This is a genomic window from Mesorhizobium sp. B2-5-13 (assembly GCF_006440535.1).
GTDB classification, from domain to species: domain Bacteria; phylum Pseudomonadota; class Alphaproteobacteria; order Rhizobiales; family Rhizobiaceae; genus Mesorhizobium; species Mesorhizobium salmacidum.
On sequence record NZ_VFUI01000027.1, the window covers coordinates 1 to 17,132 of the forward strand.

A 17,132-nucleotide genomic window follows, 5' to 3' on the forward strand; every position below is an offset into this window, starting at 1 on the left:
GCCGAGCAGGCTCCTGCTGGCGAGGCAGCGCCCGCCACCGACGAGCAGCAGCCGCGCAGGAAGAAGCGCGACCAGCAGCAGCAGCAGCAGACCGAGCAGGCTCCCGCCGGCCAGGCTGCACCCGCCACCGACGAGCAGCAGCCGCGCAGGAAGAAGCGCGACCAGCAGCAGCAACAGCAGCAGCAGACCGAGCAGGCTCCCGCCGGCCAGGCTGCACCCGCCACTGACGAGCAGCAGCCGCGCAGGAAGAAGCGCGACCAGCAGCAGCAGACCGAGCAGGCTCCCGCCGGCGAGGCGGCCCCTGCCAACGACAACCAGCCGACCAAGCCCGGCAGGAAACCCAAGCAGGATCAGCAGAAAGAGGCACCGGCCGCCGTGCCGGAGACCGCCCCGACGCCGAAGCAGGCTCCTGCCGGCGAAGCGGCGCCGAAGGTTGAACCGGCCCCCGCCGGCGAGCAGCCTCCCGCCCAAGGCGAACAGTCCCAGGACAAGACGAAGAAGCACGGCAGGAAACCGGCTGGCGAACAGCCTACGACCGGCGAGCAGCCTGCGAACGGCGAACAGCCGCAGACGGGCAAACAGCCCGCCACCGGCGAACAGCCGGCGACCGGAGAGCAGCCCGCTACCGGTCGACAAGCCGCGCCTGTCCAGGGCGAAAACCCGGTTCAGGGCGAAGCACCCGCCGACAAGAACGCCGCCCCTATCCTCGACAGCCAGAAGGATGCCAGGCGCAAGGGTCGCGTCGAGAATGGCCAGGGTGGCCGGACGCCCGCCAACCAGCCCGCCAACCAGAATGGGGAAGAGCAGAATGGTGGGCAGCAGAATGGTGGCCAAAATGCCCAGCAGGGCGGTGAGCAGGGCCGCAAGCCGGTAGTGGCCCCGGTGGATCAGGGCCCGCCTCCAACCGACGATAGGGCCGCCCAGGAGGCGATCAGGCCCGAAAAGATCGTGCCGGTCACTCAGGAGCAGGGCAAGCGCCTCGAGCGCGCGCCTGACGAGGACATTCGTGAGCGCCGCCGGCCCAAGGGCGTTGACGTGCTCAAGGAGATCGGTGACCGGGTCATCGTCCAGTTCAACAACCAGACGTTCGTCCAGAGCAATGACCGCCCGCGCCTGACCCGCGGCGCCAAGGATGTCTACTACGAGGACCTGCCGCAGGGCCGCACACGCGAGACGGTCGAGCGCGACAATGGCTTCCGGATCGTTACCATCCGCAACCGCTACGGCGACATCCTGCAGCGGTCGCGCATCGCCCCCGACGGTCGCGAATATGTGCTGAGCTATGTCGACGAGCGCAGCTACCAGGACGAAGAGGACTGGCGCGATCCCGGCGATGACCTGCCGCCTATGCGGCTGACCATCCCGCGCCGGGATTATATTCTCGATTCCGAGGATGTCGAAAGCGACGACGACTACTATACCTTCCTCGAACAGCCGCCGGTGGAGAAGGTGCAGCGCCTCTATTCGATCAACGAGGTCAAACGTTCGGCCCGCGTGCGTGACATTGCCCGGCGCATCGACCTCGATACGCTGAACTTCGAATTCGGCTCCTCTTCGATCTCCGACACCGAGGTGCAGAAGCTCCAGGGTGTCGCCGACGCCATGGAGAAGCTGTTGAAGAAGAACCCGGCGGAGACCTTCCTGATCGAAGGCCATACCGACGCCGTCGGAACGCCGGAGGCGAATCTTGCCTTGTCGGATCGCCGTGCCGAAGCGGTTGCGGAAGCGCTGACCAATGCCTTCGGCATCCCGGCCGAGAACCTGACGACACAGGGCTATGGCGAGGAGTATCTGAAGGTCGACACCTCGGCGCCCAACCGCGAGAACCGGCGTGTCGCCATCCGCCGCATCACCCCTCTGGTGGCGCCGGTGGCGAGCAACAATTGACCGGCCTTTCCAGCGGCTTGCAGTAATTTCTGGAATCAGGCCGGCAACAAGGTCCCATCCCGGTCAACCGGGATGGGCTGGAACCATGGGCAGCAGGACCGGGTCAACAAGAATTGTACAGCCATTAGAGCCAACTCATTGAATCACTGGGCTTCCCACCCCAGATTCTTCTCTGGGCGTTCCCTGCCCCGTCCCGACTCCAGCGGGACGTAATGAGCCCCGCCGGCCCTCACCGGCGGGGTTTTTTGTTTCAGATCCATCTTGCAAATGGTGGCATGGTGGCCGGAATACGCTCTCAATGCCGACCAGAGAACAACCGGAACTGTCCATGAAGCGGAGCCGGCAGGCGGATAAGGGCAGCGCCAGTGGCGGGTAACGCTCCCTAATAGATGCTTTTGACGTTCGTATCGGAATTGGCAAACACCTCGTCGGGAACAAAAAAATCTCCCGCCAACGGCCCGGTCGCGCCTGGCGCATAGACCGAGAAATCGCTGACGCCCTCGGCGCGCAGCACCTCCTCGTCGATGTAGAAATTGCCCGTCGCCTCGCGCGACGGCCGCATGAAGATCGCATGCGCGGCATCGGCCATGATGTCTGGCGACCGGCTCATCGCCGCCACCGTCGCCCCACCCAGAAGATTGCGCACCGCCGCAGTGTCGATGGTCGAGATCGGCCACAGCGAATTGACGGCGATGCCGTCCTTGGCGAATTCCGCGCTCATGCCCAGCGTGCACATCGACATGCCGAACTTGGCCATGGTGTAGGCGACGTGGTTCTTGAACCATTTGGCCTTCATGTCGAGCGGCGGCGCCAGATTCAGGATGTGAGGGTTTTTAGCCAACTTCAGGTGCGGGATGCACATTTTGGAGACGAGGAAGGTGCCGCGCGCGTTGATCTGATGCATCAGGTCGTAGCGCTTCATGTCGGTTTCCAGCGTGCCGGTAAGCTGGATGGCACTGGCATTGTTGACGCAGATATCGATGCCGCCGAATTTCTCGACGGTCCTGGCGACCGCCTCGGCGACCTGCCCGTCTTCGCGGATGTCGCACAGCATCGGCAGCGCCTTGCCGCCCGCCTTCTCGATCTCTTGCGCCGCGCTGTAGATCGTGCCCGGCAGCTTGGGATGCGGCTCTGCGGTCTTGGCCGCGATCGTCACATTGGCGCCGTCACGCGCGGCGCGCAGCGCGATCGCCAGCCCGATGCCGCGCGACCCGCCGGAGATGAACAGCGTCTTTCCCTTGAGCGACATTTTTCCTCCGCGTCCTCATACTTCTTTGTACGATCCTTGCCCGCGCAGCAGGGGGATACAAGAGCTTGTGACGGCAAGCCATGGTGACGCTGCGGAGGCTGGCTGGCCGAGTGCCTGAAACATGTTGGATTGACCCGGAGTCTGGTGTATATTCTATACAGATAGGTAGAATATAGAATGGCACTCTCGATCAAGAACATGGAAGTCGAGCAATTGGCGCGTGAACTCGCCCGCCGCCGCCGCGTGTCCGTGACCGAGGCGATCCGTCAAAGCCTTGAGCGCGAGGTTGCGCGCGAACGGTTGGTGCCTCGTGATGAAGCAAGCGACCTATTTCAACGGTTGATGGCAATTTCCGATAGCGCCGGAAAAATCCCCAAGCGCGAAAATGCGATGACTGACGACGAAATCCTCGGTTACGACGAATTCGGAATCCCGACGAAATGATTATCGATTCCTCGGCCTTGGTCGCCATTTTGCGTGTCGAGCCGGGCTTCGAACGTTTCGTGCTCGCGATCACGCAAGCCAAGAGACGGTTGCTGGCAGCGCCAACCTTTCTTGAAACCACCATGGTGCTCGCGGGCGGCCGGCAGGATGAAATCCTGGATCGCCTCGACCGCTTCCTGCGCACCGCCTCGATCGAGACAACCGACTTCACCGCCGACCATGCAGCTGTCGCCCGGCAAGCCTTTCTGCGTTACGGCAAGGGCCGGCACCCGGCGGCGCTGAACTTCGGCGACTGCATCGCCTACGCCACGGCCCGGCTCGAAGCCATGCCGCTGCTCTTCAAAGGTGATGATTTCCGCCTGACCGATATCGAAGCGGCGGTCTGATCGATATCAGACCAGCACCAGCCCCTGTCGCATGGCAATGGCGATGGCGTCCGTACGATTGGCGGCGCCGAGCTTGATCAGGATCGCGGCGACGTGGAACTTCGCCGTATGCACGGAAATGTTGAGCCGCCGCGCGATCACCTTGTTGGGCGCGCCTTCGGCGAGCAGCGCCAGCACTTCGGCCTCGCGTGGCGACAGCGCCGGCCGGGCGGCGTGCTCGTCCAGAACTTCATCCTCGAACGGCTCGCCATCGCCGGCGTGGAAATCCTCACGGCGTCCGGGCGCGCGGCCATTGCCCGATATGCTGTAGCCAGCGGCGGCCAACCGCGCCGCCGCGGCGATCAGCAGGTCGTCCGCGCCGGCGGGCATGACGGCAGACACTTCGCCGGCAGGCCGCTCGCCGCCGGCGCGCGCCGACAGCAGCACCCGTGGCACCGAGGCCGGCACGGCATCACCGCTCCTGTCGTCGACGATCGCGACATCGGCCCTGCCGCCGCCAACGACCACCGGCAACAGGTCATCGCTGGCGGCAAGCGAAGCGGCCAGGCGCTCGGCGCGCCCGGCATCGCCAAGCGCGATCAGCACCACCAGCCGCCGCGAAGCCGCACTGTCGGTCCCGATCCGGTCGCTGGCGAGTGCTTCCATCATTCCTCTCAGCTCAGCGGCTTTTCGCCGATGATCAGCACGACGTCGCGCTGTTCGCCGCCCCGCACGACACCCAACGTCACCGAAGCACCGGCACTGTCAGGCCCGAGCCGGCGGATCAGGTCGCGCGGGCCATGCACGGCCTCGCCGTTCCACGCCACGATGATGTCGCCGAGTGAGAGGCCGGCGGCCTTGGCCGGGCCATTGTCGTCGAGGCTCATCACCATTGCGCCATCTGCGTCGCGATCACGCACCGGATGCAGGCCAGCGCCGAGATAGCCGCGTGCGACATGGCCCTTTTCGCGCAGCGTCGCCACCGCGCGTTCGATCGTCTCGTAGGGCATGACCAGCGCACGGCCGCGAGGCCCGAACAACAGCATGCCGATCAGCGCGCCCTTGGCGTCGAGCACCGGGCCGCCCTCGAAGCGGCCGCCGGCGCCGACGGCCAGGTTGATGCGCCGGTCGATGGTGCCGCCGCGCATCGAGCGCCAGGCCGGCCCGACTTCGCCGACCGAGCCGGACACGGCCAGTGCTGAACCCTGGCTGCTGCCGATGGCAATGGCGATGTTGCCCGGCCGAACGGCATCGGCCCTGGCAAGGACAGGCGCGGTCGCCGCATCGGCGGGCTTCAGCAGGGCGACGCCCGTCGAAGGATCGCGGCCGACCAGTTCGGCCTTCACCGTCGCGCCGGAGGCCAGCGTCAGTTCGATCTCCTCGCCGGTCTCGACGGCCTCCTCGGCGGTGACGAAATAGCCGTCGCGCCAATGGAAGGCGCTGGCCGTGCGGTGGTGATGGGTGGCGAAGCTCGCCGTCGCCGGCGCGGCTTTCGCTGCCAGATCGGCGATGGCGTCTGAAAACGCGCTCAAATTGAAGTCGCTCATAAGGGTCTCCTGGGTTTCTTGCATGTCCCAGATATCGCTCGACGGCGCGCTTGCGGGTACTCGCCTGACGGCTAGTTGCGGGCTTGACTGGCCATCTGGTCAGGTCGCGGCGGTTCGGGCCGCTCCGCACATATAGTGCGTGTCGCGCAAAAGTGCTCACCGGTTTTGGGACAACGACACGCATGTAACAAACGCATCGTTGTGCCTGAAATCACGGAGCCCGCTCATGGCCCTCGCCGCCCCCAAAATCCAATCCGACGACACCTTGCTCGACGCCTATTCCGAAACAGTAGCGGACGCTGTCGATCGCATCGGCCCGGCCGTCTGCCGCATCGAGCGCATCGGCGGCCCGGGCGGCCATGGGTCGGGCTTCGTCATCGCGCCGGATGGGCTGGTCGTCACCAATTTCCATGTCGTGGGTGACGCCAGAACAGTGCGCGTCTCGATGCCGGACGGCGCCTCCAGCGAGGGCCGCGTGCTCGGCCGCGATCCCGACACCGACATCGCCTTGGTGCGCGCCGATGGCAGCTTCGCCGATGTGGCGCCGCTCGGCGATTCCAAGCGGCTGCGGCGCGGCCAGATCGCGATTGCCATCGGCAATCCGCTGGGCTTCGAATGGACGGTCACCTCGGGCGTGGTCTCGGCGCTCGGCCGCTCGATGCGCGCCTCGACCGGCAGGCTGATCGACGACGTCATCCAGACCGACGCCGCGCTCAACCCCGGCAATTCTGGTGGGCCGCTGGTGTCGTCGGCGGGCGAAGTGATCGGCGTCAACACCGCCATGATCCACGGCGCGCAAGGCATTGCCTTCGCCGTCGCCTCCAACACCGCCAGGTTCGTCATTTCCGAGATCATCCGCTTCGGCCGCGTGCGCCGCGCCTTCATCGGCGTCTCCGCCGACACCGTAAACCTGCCGCGCCGCGCGGCGTTGCTGTCGCAGGTTTCGACCAGCACGGCCGTGCGGCTGCGCAGCGTCGAGAAGGACGGCCCGGCGGCCAAGGCAGGTCTCAAGGAAGGCGACATCATCGCCGCCATCGACGGGCGCCCGGTGACGGGCGTCGACGATCTCGTGCGCATGCTCGACGCCGAGCGCATCGGCCGCGAGACGCTGTGCACCGTGGTACGCCGCACCGGCGTCAGCCAGGTGGCGGTGACGCCGGTGGCAAGGGCTGGTTGAGGCTGCCGCTCACACCCCCGCCGCGCCTTCGGCATACTGCGCCAGGAACTCCTCGCTGGGCGGGATCGGCTTGATGACGTCGATCAGCACGCCGTTGGGATCCTTGGTGATGAAGTGGCGCTGGCCGAAGGGCTCGTCGCGCAGCGTGCGCAGGATCGGCAGGCCGGCGGCGGTGATCCGTTCGTAGACTGCGTCAGGATCGCGGACCTCGAAATTGATCAGCAGGCCCGAGGTGCGCCCCCGCCCCTCCTCAGGGATCGTCTCGTGGTCGCCCTGGACGATGCCTAGGTTGACCCTGCGTTTGTCCACCGATTGGAGGTGCACGTACCAGTCGCTCGTAAACAGCGGCTGGAAGCCGAAATGCTCGACATAAAAGGCGGCCGTGCCGGCGACATCGCCGGTCATCAGCACCGGGTAGTAGCTCGTCGTCTTCATCTTTCCTTCTCCCGTCAATTAACATACAGTCTGCATGTAAATCGAATTAACATACAGGCTGCATGTATGCAACAGGAATCCGGGCGCCGCTCGAACCGCGACCGCACCGAGGCGACACGCGCCGACCTGATCGCGGCGGCGCGCAAACTGTTTACGGAAAAGTCCTACGCCGAGACCGGCACGCCGGAGATCGTTGCCGCCGCAGGCGTGACGCGCGGCGCGCTCTATCACCACTTTGCCGACAAGCAGGCACTTTTCGCCGCCGTGGTTGAACAGGAAGCGGCGGCTGTGACGCGGGAGATTGACCGCGCCTCCCCGCCTTCGCTCAGCGCCCGCGATGCGCTGATTGCCGGTTCCGATGCCTATCTCATGGCCATGCGCGCGCCCGGCCGCACGCGGCTCTTGCTGCTCGACGGCCCGGCCGTGCTCGGCCGCACCGCCATGGACGCGATCGATAGTCGCCATGGCAACCGCTCGCTGCGTGAAGGCCTTGTCGCCGCCATGCGGGCACGATCGATGACAAAGCTGCCGGCGGAGGCGCTGACGGCGCTGCTCGGTTCTGCTTTCGACCGCGCTGCGCTCGCCATCGAGGCGGGCGCATCAGCCGAGGACTACCGCGCCGTCCTGATGGCGCTGATAGACGGACTGTCCCGCGCCTGATGCAGGTCGCCCAAAGGTGGCCCACGCTACTCAACTGTCCGTCCAGCGCCGGAACAACGCACTGGCGTTTACGCCTCCAAAGCCGAAGCCATTGGAGATCGCATAATCCATCTCCATTGGCCGGGCGTGGTTTGCGACGAAGTCGATCCCGTCGCCGGCCGGATCGGGGGCACTCAAATTCAGGGTCGGCGGTGCGACCTGGTCCCTGAGCGCCAGGATCGTGAAGATCGCCGCAAGCCCGCCCGCGGCTCCGAGCAGGTGCCCGGTCGCCGACTTCGTTCCGCTGACGGCGATGCTGAAATCCGCGCCAAAGACCCTTTTGATCGCCTCTATTTCCCCCGCATCGCCGACCGGCGTGGAGGTCGCATGCGCATTGAGGTGGCGGACCTCACGCGGCGAAATACCGGCTTGCGTGATCGCGATCTCCATGGCCCGCCGCGCACCGTCGCCATCCTCGGGGCCGGAGGTGATGTGATAAGCGTCCGCCGTCGTGCCGTAGCCGACGAGCTCGGCGAGCGGCTTGGCGCCGCGCGCAAGCGCGTGGCTCAATGCCTCGATGACCAGGATTCCGGCTCCTTCGCCCATGACGAAGCCGTCACGCAGCATGTCGAAGGGACGGGAGGCCTGATCGGGACGGTGATTGAAGGAGGTCGAAAGGGAGCGTGCGGCGGCAAAGCCGCCGAGGCTGACCGCATTCATGCAGGCTTCCGTTCCACCGCACACCGCGATGTCGGCTTCATTGGAGCGGATGAGACGCGCCGCATCGCCGATCGCCTGGATGCCGGCCGCGCACGCCGTCACCGGAGCGCCGAGCGGGCCTTTGAACCCATATCGGATCGAAATCTGTCCCGCCGCCATGTTCACCAGGAACGATGGCACCGTGAACGGCGAGAGACGCCGAACACCGCGCTGATCGACGGTTCGCACGGCTTCGGTTATCGCGGGAAATCCTCCGATACCCGAAGCGATGATCGTCGCGGTGCGGGCCCTGTCGTCGTCCGAGACCGGCTTCCACCTCGCCTGGGCCAGCGCCTCTTCCGCCGCTGCCAATGCGAAGAGAATGAAGCGGTCCGCCCTGCGCTGTTCCTTCGGAACCAGGACGGTGTCTGGATCGAAGCCGGCCTCGGGGTCCTCCTGCAAGGAGGGAACAATTCCGCCGACTTTCGCCGGCAGGTCTCCCACCATTTCAGCCGGCAGGCTCCGAATGCCCGAGCGGCCAGCCAGGAGCCGCGACCAGGAAGTCGCCGCGTTGGCTCCGAGGGGGCTAACTGCTCCCATGCCTGTAATGACGATACGACGCATGTCTGCTCCAGCTTCTGTTTGATCCGTTCGCGCGGCGGCGCCGTGCCGACGCTCGATCGCGATCGCTTCTATTCCCGCGCGGCCGCAATTCGCCTGACTTCGCCGGCGGCGGCATCGAGAAAACGTTGCGACATCCCTTCATCGCTAAGGATACGGGAGATCGTCACGGCCCCCACCATCAGCGACAGCATCGCCATGGCCTTGCGATGGGTTTTTGGACCTTCTGCCGCCGGCATCAATTCGTCGATAACCTCAAGGTGAGCTGCGATCCCATCCTGGAAGGGGCCCCTCACTTCCTCGCTTTGACGCGCCGCGTCCGAACCAAGCGCCACGATCGGACAACCGTTGCTCTTCTCTTCGCGATGTCCAGGCGAAAGGTAGAGCCCGATAACGGCTTCAAGGGGATCAGGGCTCCCGGCAGCAACAGCCGACCATCTGCGGGTTGCGTGCTCCATCGCTCGCCGCGATGCCTGCGCCGCCAAGTCCTCCTTGGATTCGAACTGCTTGTAGAAGGCGCCTTGGGTCAGCCCGGCACCCTTCATCAGATCCTTCAGCCCGATGCCGTCAAAGCCGTGCTCTCGAAATAGACGGCTTGCCGCGTTGATCACCGCTTCGCGATTTGCTTCCGCCTGCGTGCGATTGACTCGCATGTCGACCTCAATTTAGATTTTTTCCAACATCTATAACAGGGATAGAGTTCCATTGCAATCTAACCTAAATCTGTCCCAATCCGCGGTGGGGAATGAGATGGCGACGCAACCGGAACCCTCCAATCTCGTTATGGCAGGGCATCCTCAAGGCTCACATTCGGGACCGACACATGAAAAAGACCTACGAAAAACCGACGCTACGCAAGCACGGGAAATTGACCGCCCGCACCGCGCAGATCGTGGTTTCCGGGGTGACGATAATCCAGTGATTTCTCGGATGCCCGGGTCAGATGCCGGAGCCGGACACGCCATGGGTCTCCGGCTCCTCTTCGGGCACCTCGCCCGGCTCGAACTCGTTGAAGCAGCCGAGCCCGCGCTTGAACCGGTCGATCAACCAGGCGGCCGCCGGCTTCGGGCTGCGATCGTTGCGGTGCATGGCGAACAATGGCGAACTCACCTCCTTGTAAGGTTCGAGATCAAGCTCCACCAGGCGGCCGCTGGCCAGATCGTCGGCGATCAACCAGCGCGGCAGCCCACCCCAGCCCAGCCCCTCGCGCATCAGTATGTGCTTGGTGCGCACGTCGGTCAGGCGCCAGGTGCGGTAGGCGAAGACGCCGTAATCACGTCCCTTGGTGCGCTCCGACTGATCGGTGACGACAAGCTGCGTGTGCTCGCGCACATCCTCGAGCGCCACCGGCTTCGGCAGCTGTGCCAGCGGATGGCTGGGTGCGGCCGCCGGCACCAGCGACATGAAGCCGATGCGCACGAGATGCACGTCGACATCGCCCAGCAAGCCTCCAATGCCCAGATCGGCCTGTCCGTTGACGACGAGGTCGGGAATGAGACCGAGCGTGCCGATATGCAGGCGCAGCATCACGGTCGGAAACCGCGCCTCGAATGCCTGGAGCACCCGCACCAGTACGGGGGAAGGCAATGCCACGTCCACCGCCAGCGCCACCTCGGCCTCCAGCCCGTGATGGTGCCCGTCGACGCGCGAGCGCATCCGCTGCAGCACGCCAATCATGCGCCGCGCGTCTTCCAGCATCGCCCGGCCGATCTCGGTCAGTTGCGGCTCGCGCGTGCCCTCGCGCTCGAACAGCTTCAGCCCGAGCTGCGCCTCGAGATTGGCGATGCCATAACTGATGACGGATTGTGCCCGGTTGAGCTTGCGACCGGCGGCCGAGAAACTGCCGGTGTCGGCAACCGCGACAAGGATCTGGAGCTGGTCGAGGGTCGGGTTCGGCTGCATCGTTGTGTATCTATTTTATAGATGGATCGTATAGAAAATATACCAGTTTATCGGATGGATCGATAGCCCATATATGTCGGGACAATTCATTCAACTGGAGAGACCCGCCATGTCCATTCTTCTTGTTACCTCGAGCCCCCGCGGCGCTGCCTCGCACTCGACCCGCATCGCCACCGAGTTCGCTCAGAAGCTTCTCGCCGCCGACCCATCGAACACGCTGGTCGTGCGTGACCTCGTCGCCAACCCGCTGCCGCATATCGATGCCGACTATGCGACCGGCATCTACACGCCGGCCGATGCCCGCACCCCGCGCCAGGCCGAGGTGGTGGGCGTTTCGGACGCGGTGCTGGACGAACTGTTTGCTGCCGACACGGTGATCCTCGCCACCGGCTTCATTAACTTCAACATCTCCTCGACCCTGAAGTCCTGGGTCGACCACATCGCCCGCTCCGGCCGGAGCTTTGCCTATGGCGAGAATGGTCCCAAGGGCCTCGTCACCGGCAAGAAGGTCTATATCGTGCTGGCTTCGGGCGGCATCTATTCCGAGGGCGCGGCCGTGCAGTTCGATCACGCCATTCCCTATTTGCGCGGCGTGCTCGGCTTCCTCGGCATGACCGATGTCGATGTCATCCGCATCGAAGGCGTCGGCATGGGCCCGGACGCGGTCACTGCGGCGCTCGCCAAGGCGACCGCCAAGGTCGACGCCGTGGTGGCCAGCCAGCAGGCTGCTGCTGCCGCGTAAGGCTCTGGATAATCTGAACTCGAAAGGCAGGCGTTCGCGCCTGCCTTTTCGTTTCAGCCGATCAGATGCCGCAAGAGGCCGGCCGAAGCGACCCCGATCAGCACGGTCGGCAGCATGGAAAGCCGCGTTGCCGCCGCCAGCGTGACGGCCAACGCCGCAAGATCAGCCGGATTCCGCGACACGAAGGCCGGCGCGATGACAGAGATCAGCACGCAGCCGGGCGCTGCGTCCATCACCGCCGTGGCGCGGGTGCTGAGCACGCGGTTGCGCAGCACGACATAGCCGCCGATCCGCGTCAGATAGGTGACGCCGGCCATCAGCACGATGGTGAGAAGGGTTGTCGTGTTGATCATGCATCACCTGCCAGCAACCAGGCCGCGACCAGCCCCGACACAGCACCCGCCGCGACATACCAGGCGCCGGGAACGAAGAGATAGACAAGCGCGGCGACTGCCAGGCTGACGAGCCACGGTCGCGCGGCGGCAAAGCCTTTCCACATGCCGTGCATCAGCACCAGGAAGACGGCCGGAAACGCCATATCGAAACCATAGGTCTCGACATCGCCCAGCATCGGGCCGAGCAAGGCGCCGAGCGTCGTGAAGGCTACCCAGGTGAGATACATCGCCAGCGCCGCGCCCATATAATAGCGCGGGCTGAAGGCCGGGCCGATGCCCGCGGCGGCACGCTGTTTGGCATCGGCCAGGCCAAGTGCCCAGCTTTCGTCGCACATGAAGAACAGCGCCGGGAAAACCTTGCGCCGCGGTAGCTCGCGCAGGAACGGCGCGAGCGCCGCCCCCATCAGCAGATGACGGCTGTTGACCAGGAAGGTGATGGCGACAATGAGCAGGATGTGCGGCGGTGACGTCCACAACTGGATCGCCGCGAATTCCGAACCGCCGGCGAAGTTCAGGCCGGTCATCAGGGATAACTCGACCGTGCTCAGCCCCTTCTGCGTGGCCTGGGCGCCAAGCACGAGCGCGTAGGGAATGGTGCCGAACAGCACCGGCGCGCAGGACATCACACCACGGCGGAACTCGGATTCCGAACCATTGCCGGCTGCCTCGACTGCCTGTGAAACGCTCATGGTCTGCCATAGGCCGGCCTCGCAGCCGCCCTGCCCTGCGTTTGGAATTTCGTGATGTCAGGGGCGAAACATACCTACACCTCCCGGCAATTTGGTTGCGAAGATTGTTGTCTTTCGCCAAATTTTGGCATTGAATGTCACATATCCGCAGGAAAATGGAATTCGACGCCATGAAGCTCGACGACATCGACAAGCGCATCCTGCGGGCACTGCAGCGCGACGGCCGCATGGCCAACAAAGATCTGGCCAATGAGGTCGGCCTGTCGCCCTCGCCTTGCCTGCGGCGCGTCAAGCTCCTGGAGGAAGCCGGCGTCATCGACCGCTATGTCGCCGTGCTCAATCCAGCCAGCATCGACAAGGGCCTCACCTTCTTCACCCGGATCTGGCTGAAGACGCAGGACGAGGACACGATCGAGCACTTCGCCACCGAGGTGGCCAAGCTGCCGCAAGTGATGGAATGCTATCTCATGCTAGGCGACTGCGACGCCCTGGTGCGCGTGGTGGCGGCTGATATCAACGACTATCGCCGTTTCCAGTCGGAGCATCTGAGCCGCATCAAGGGCGTGCAGAACGTCAAGACCGACGTTCCCAGCTGGACGATCAAGTACACATCGGAACTGCCGATCTGAGCCTTTGAAATATCTCTCAGCGCATTTGACGAGGCGCAGGCCATCGCCTGGCCCTATAAGAATTTCCATCTGGAATGTCGATCCGAGCACGCCTCGAACGTCCTTGGGACGCAACCGGAATTGCCGGGCGGCGTCGAAAGATCGATCCTGTTCCCGGCTGGGAGAAGAAACATGAATCATTCCTACCGTTGGGTCATCGTCGCGGCTGGCGCGCTGATGTCCTGTGTCGCCATCGGCACGATGTTTTCGCTGGCGATTTTCCTCGAGCCAATGGCGATCGATACCAACTGGTCGCGCGCGGGCATTTCGAGCGCCATGACGCTCAACTTCCTGGTGATGGGCCTCGGCGGCTTCGCCTGGGGCGCCCTGTCCGACCGGTTCGGCGCCCGCATCGTCGTCACGATCGGCGCCGTGCTGCTCGGGCTGGCGCTGGTGCTGGCAAGCCGCGCCGGGTCGCTTCTCACCTTCCAGATCACCTATGGCGTGCTCGTCGGGCTCGCGGCAAGCGCCTTTTTCGCACCGATGATCGCGCTGACATCAGGCTGGTTCGACACCAATCGCGGGCTAGCGGTATCGCTGGTCTCGGCCGGCATGGGCGTGGCGCCGATGACGATCTCGCCTTTCGCGCGCTGGCTGATCTCGGCCTATGAATGGCGCGCCGCCATGTTCGACATCGGCCTCCTGGCCTGGGTGCTCCTGCTGCCCGCCGTCCTTCTGGTGCGCCAGCCGCCGAAACCCGCCGCCTCCGGTGCGGCCGCGGCACCAGTCGCCGAAGGCGCCGGCCTGACGGTCGGGCAGGCGCTGCGCTCGCCCCAATTCATCGTGCTGGGGCTAACCTTCTTCGCCTGTTGCGCGGCCCATTCCGGCCCGATCTTCCACATGGTCAGCTACGCCATGCTGTGCGGCGTCGCCCCGATGGCCGCGGTCTCGATCTACAGTGTCGAGGGTCTGGCTGGCCTCGGCGGCCGGCTGCTCTATGGCGTGCTGGCCGACAGGCTGGGCGTCAAGCCGGTGCTGATCGTGGGGCTGGCGATCCAGGCGATCGTCATTGCCGCCTATCTCTCGATCAGCCAGCTCGACCAGTTCTATATGCTGGCCGTCATCTTCGGCGCCACCTATGGCGGCGTCATGCCTCTCTACGCCGTGCTGGCGCGCGAATATTTCGGCCAGCGCATTCTCGGCACCGTATTCGGCGCCGCCACCATGCTCTCCAGCCTCGGCATGGCGCTGGGGCCGCTTGCCGGCGGCATGATCTTCGACGCCTATGCCAGCTACCATTGGCTGTTCATCGGCTCGGCTCTCATCGGCCTGGGTGCCGCGGGCATAGCCATCGCCTTCCCGCCGCTGCCACGCACGGCGTTGCAGACGGCATAGTGCATGTCGCCCGGAAGTCTCCTCGGTTCCAGGATAACGACACGCATAAAATCAGGAGACACGGCCGGACGGCAATCGTGGCCAGATGACAAACGGGCTTGACGAGCCATGGCCGGTCAAGCCACCGCCTGCTTCGGCGTCACGCCGACTTGAGAACCGTGAACGGCCGCTTCTGAATGGCCCGTTTGGTCTGGAAATTCGCGGCCGGAGCCGGGCGGCCGACATGAAAGCCCTGGACTTTGTCGATGCCAAACTGGCGCATGAGGAGCATCTGCTCTTCGGTCTCCACCCCTTCGACCAGGATTTTGTGGCCGCGATTTCTGACCAGCGCGATGATATCCTGCAGCATCGCCATGCCCTTGGGTGTGCCGCAGTCGTGGAGAAACGAGCGGTCGATCTTGACCGTATCGAAATCGATGAGACGAAGCCACGAAAGGCCGGCGAAGCCCGTCCCGAAATCATCGAGCCATATTCTGATTCCGAGCAGCTTCAGATCGCTGATGCAGCGCAGGATGTCGGAGTGCATCTCCATCTCCAGCCCCTCGGTGATCTCGAAGGCCAGCCGGTTGCCGGTCACGCCGGTCTCGCCCAGAATGGTCGCGACCGATGTCGCGAAGCCGGGCGTCTTGAGCTGGATCGGCGAGACGTTGACGCTGACGACGCGCACGTGATCCTGCGCCAGGAGTTCGGCGCACACGGTCCTTATTGCCCAACGCCCGAGCTCGAGGATGGCGCCGGTTCGCTCCGCGACGGGAATGAACAGGCTCGGCGGAACCAGGGTCCCGTCGAGCATCTTGAGACGCATCAGCGCCTCCACGGCCTCGACCCGGCCCGACGCGACGTCCTGGATGGGCTGATAGACAAGCGAAACGAGATCCTGGCCGATCGCGATCTTCAGCAAAGCCGCGAGATTCTCGCTCTCGTCGCTGCTCTGGGGATCGGTCGGATCGAACAGCCGGACACAATTTCGGCCGCCGGCTTTTGCCAGATAGAGCGCTCGATCGGCCTCGTGGATGATCTTCTCCAGCTTGGCGGCGGTCTGCTTCCTGGTGAATGCCGCGCCTACGCTCGCCGTCACGATCGCGATGCCATCCCGCCGCAACTCGTGCGCGATCGCCAGATTCTCCACCGTGCTGCAAATGGCTTCGGCGAGATCCGCGACCTGGTCTTTCCTGGCCATGCGAGCCAGGACGATGAATTCCTCCCCACCATAGCGGCCAATGGAGCCATCATATTGCTTGATCAGGTCGCTGAGCGCCTCGGCGACCTGGATCAGGCAACGGTCACCTTCCTGATGGCCATAGCAATCGTTGAACTTCTTGAAGAAGTCGACGTCGATGAGGATCGCCGCAAAACCATGGCCAAGCTTTTGCCAGTCATTCCAGTAGTCGCGCAGTTTCTCGTCGATGGCGCGCCGGTTCTCCAGGCCTGTGAGCGGATCCGTCCGCGACAGCCTGAGCAGGGCCTTGCCGCGCTCGGTGGCCTCATTGTGCTGGATCTTGGCCTCCAGCGCGTTGAGGAAGACGTTGTAGCGCTCTTCGTTCAGCTTCCAGTTCACATAGGATGTGAACGTGAAGCACGAAACGTAGAAAGTGCCAAACACCATCTTATATGCCAGCGACGCGGGTAGAAAGTAGTTCACCACATACAAGATGCACAAAATTATAGTCGACGTTATGATCGACACTTTGAAACGGAACGTGAAGAAGAGATTGGCGCTCATCATGAAAATGGTGCCGAAGACCATATAATAGGCGACGGTTTCCTTGTTCGCCCCCATGGAGGCGGGGTAAAGCCAGCCGATATAGCCGAAGATGATGGCCGCGGCGCAGGTTACGTCAAGCCAGTCCGTGGCGGCTCCCCTGCGAAGCTGTGCTTCCAGGACCAACAGTGCGGTCAGTCCGACAGCGAAGCGGGCCGTGATCGTGAGGGCGGCCACATCCGGTATCAGCAGCAGATCCGATACCGAAAACAAGACATAGATGACGACGGCGATCCAAAGGCCTGGCCTGGCTTCCTTCCTTCGCTTCGCCTGGGCTTCCGTACGGTAAAGGATGCGAAGTTCGGCCGCCCCCAGCTCCTGGCGGGGATCGTGCGGTTCCGAATCGACCGCATCGGCCACTCTGGATGACGCGCGTTCGTTCACGACAAATCCCGGCTGAAGGGCATCTCGCGTTCCGAATTCTTTTGCAGCTTCTGCCCCCAACGCAGACCGACTCCTTGGGCGCGACATCTCTTGCCGCGCGATCAAATGCAATGATGCAGGACAAGTTTCCGTTAACTCGAACCCGGAATCCCCTCCTTAAAAACCCCAAAGAATTGACATGGTTAGCGGGAA

At 64.1% G+C, this 17,132-nt stretch carries 19 protein-coding genes; 9 read left to right on the plus strand and 10 right to left on the minus strand.

Annotation, left to right across the window (positions count from 1 at the left end):
• Positions 1-1,887 (plus strand): OmpA family protein (locus FJ434_RS26730; protein ID WP_140796819.1); only part of this gene is annotated, 1,887 nt, incomplete at its 5' end.
• A 382-nt stretch (positions 1,888-2,269) separates the two neighbouring features.
• Here the strand turns inward: FJ434_RS26730 and FJ434_RS26735 are convergent.
• A complete protein-coding gene (locus FJ434_RS26735) occupies positions 2,270-3,136 on the minus strand; it encodes an NAD(P)-dependent oxidoreductase (protein ID WP_140752116.1) in 867 nt (288 codons plus the stop codon).
• Between the two features lie 177 nt (positions 3,137-3,313).
• Here FJ434_RS26735 and FJ434_RS26740 point away from each other — a divergent pair, with 177 nt between their 5' ends.
• Positions 3,314-3,580: a type II toxin-antitoxin system VapB family antitoxin gene (locus FJ434_RS26740; protein WP_140505177.1), complete on the plus strand. Its 267-nt coding sequence runs from the start codon at positions 3,314-3,316 to the stop codon at positions 3,578-3,580.
• Positions 3,581-3,609: 29 nt separating this feature from the next.
• Positions 3,610-3,966: a type II toxin-antitoxin system VapC family toxin gene (locus FJ434_RS26745; protein ID WP_246672921.1), complete on the plus strand. Its 357-nt coding sequence runs from the start codon at positions 3,610-3,612 to the stop codon at positions 3,964-3,966.
• 6 nt (positions 3,967-3,972) lie between these two features.
• On the opposite strand, the gene FJ434_RS26750 is transcribed toward FJ434_RS26745, so the two are convergent.
• Together FJ434_RS26750 and FJ434_RS26755 are read right to left on the minus strand one after the other, a co-directional pair.
• Positions 3,973-4,611 carry a helix-turn-helix transcriptional regulator gene (locus tag FJ434_RS26750; protein WP_140752138.1) on the minus strand — a complete coding sequence of 213 codons (639 nt, stop codon included), beginning with the start codon at positions 4,609-4,611 and terminating at the stop codon, positions 3,973-3,975.
• A gap of 8 nt (positions 4,612-4,619) precedes the next feature.
• Complete coding sequence (locus tag FJ434_RS26755; protein ID WP_140752114.1) at positions 4,620-5,492, minus strand: S1C family serine protease; 873 nt, start codon at positions 5,490-5,492, stop codon at positions 4,620-4,622.
• Positions 5,493-5,718: 226 nt separating this feature from the next.
• Here FJ434_RS26755 and FJ434_RS26760 point away from each other — a divergent pair, with 226 nt between their 5' ends.
• Positions 5,719-6,669 (plus strand): trypsin-like peptidase domain-containing protein, encoded by a 951-nt coding sequence (locus FJ434_RS26760; RefSeq protein ID WP_027145790.1) that lies wholly within the window; start codon positions 5,719-5,721, stop codon positions 6,667-6,669.
• Positions 6,670-6,678: 9 nt separating this feature from the next.
• On the opposite strand, the gene FJ434_RS26765 is transcribed toward FJ434_RS26760, so the two are convergent.
• Positions 6,679-7,104, minus strand: coding sequence for a VOC family protein (locus tag FJ434_RS26765; RefSeq protein ID WP_140505170.1), 426 nt, complete (start codon positions 7,102-7,104; stop codon positions 6,679-6,681).
• A 66-nt stretch (positions 7,105-7,170) separates the two neighbouring features.
• On the opposite strand from FJ434_RS26765, the gene FJ434_RS26770 reads away from it, so the two are divergent.
• The gene (locus FJ434_RS26770) at positions 7,171-7,764 is read left to right on the plus strand and encodes a TetR/AcrR family transcriptional regulator (protein WP_140752112.1); all 594 of its coding nucleotides are present in this window, start codon (positions 7,171-7,173) and stop codon (positions 7,762-7,764) included.
• Between the two features lie 30 nt (positions 7,765-7,794).
• On the opposite strand, the gene fabF is transcribed toward FJ434_RS26770, so the two are convergent.
• Together fabF and FJ434_RS26780 are read right to left on the minus strand one after the other, a co-directional pair.
• Complete coding sequence (gene fabF, locus FJ434_RS26775; RefSeq protein WP_140752110.1) at positions 7,795-9,066, minus strand: beta-ketoacyl-ACP synthase II; 1,272 nt, start codon at positions 9,064-9,066, stop codon at positions 7,795-7,797.
• A gap of 68 nt (positions 9,067-9,134) precedes the next feature.
• Positions 9,135-9,716 carry a TetR/AcrR family transcriptional regulator gene (locus FJ434_RS26780; RefSeq protein WP_140752108.1) on the minus strand — a complete coding sequence of 194 codons (582 nt, stop codon included), beginning with the start codon at positions 9,714-9,716 and terminating at the stop codon, positions 9,135-9,137.
• A 170-nt stretch (positions 9,717-9,886) separates the two neighbouring features.
• Here FJ434_RS26780 and FJ434_RS29995 point away from each other — a divergent pair, with 170 nt between their 5' ends.
• Positions 9,887-9,985: a putative RiPP precursor gene (locus tag FJ434_RS29995; protein ID WP_198028830.1), complete on the plus strand. Its 99-nt coding sequence runs from the start codon at positions 9,887-9,889 to the stop codon at positions 9,983-9,985.
• 17 nt (positions 9,986-10,002) lie between these two features.
• Here the strand turns inward: FJ434_RS29995 and FJ434_RS26785 are convergent, their stop codons facing one another.
• Positions 10,003-10,965: a LysR family transcriptional regulator gene (locus tag FJ434_RS26785; RefSeq protein WP_140752106.1), complete on the minus strand. Its 963-nt coding sequence runs from the start codon at positions 10,963-10,965 to the stop codon at positions 10,003-10,005.
• Positions 10,966-11,074: 109 nt separating this feature from the next.
• Between FJ434_RS26785 and FJ434_RS26790 the strand changes: the two genes are divergently transcribed.
• Positions 11,075-11,707, plus strand: coding sequence for an FMN-dependent NADH-azoreductase (locus FJ434_RS26790; protein ID WP_140505161.1), 633 nt, complete (start codon positions 11,075-11,077; stop codon positions 11,705-11,707).
• A gap of 53 nt (positions 11,708-11,760) precedes the next feature.
• On the opposite strand, the gene FJ434_RS26795 is transcribed toward FJ434_RS26790, so the two are convergent.
• Complete coding sequence (locus FJ434_RS26795; protein WP_140505159.1) at positions 11,761-12,060, minus strand: AzlD family protein; 300 nt, start codon at positions 12,058-12,060, stop codon at positions 11,761-11,763.
• Entirely contained in the window at positions 12,057-12,791 is a 735-nt protein-coding gene (locus FJ434_RS26800; protein ID WP_140752104.1) for an AzlC family ABC transporter permease, read from the minus strand. Before FJ434_RS26800 ends, FJ434_RS26795 begins: the two co-directional genes overlap by 4 nt.
• A gap of 170 nt (positions 12,792-12,961) precedes the next feature.
• Here FJ434_RS26800 and FJ434_RS26805 point away from each other — a divergent pair, with 170 nt between their 5' ends.
• Together FJ434_RS26805 and FJ434_RS26810 are read left to right on the plus strand one after the other, a co-directional pair.
• On the plus strand, positions 12,962-13,420 hold the full coding sequence (locus FJ434_RS26805) for an Lrp/AsnC family transcriptional regulator (protein ID WP_140752136.1): 459 nt from the start codon (positions 12,962-12,964) through the stop codon (positions 13,418-13,420).
• A gap of 171 nt (positions 13,421-13,591) precedes the next feature.
• Complete coding sequence (locus tag FJ434_RS26810; RefSeq protein WP_140717260.1) at positions 13,592-14,794, plus strand: MFS transporter; 1,203 nt, start codon at positions 13,592-13,594, stop codon at positions 14,792-14,794.
• Positions 14,795-14,933: 139 nt separating this feature from the next.
• Here FJ434_RS26810 and FJ434_RS26815 read toward each other — a convergent pair whose 3' ends face one another.
• Positions 14,934-17,027, minus strand: a complete 2,094-nt coding sequence (locus tag FJ434_RS26815; protein WP_246673760.1) for an EAL domain-containing protein — start codon at positions 17,025-17,027, stop codon at positions 14,934-14,936.
• Between the last annotated feature and the right edge of the window lie 105 nt (positions 17,028-17,132).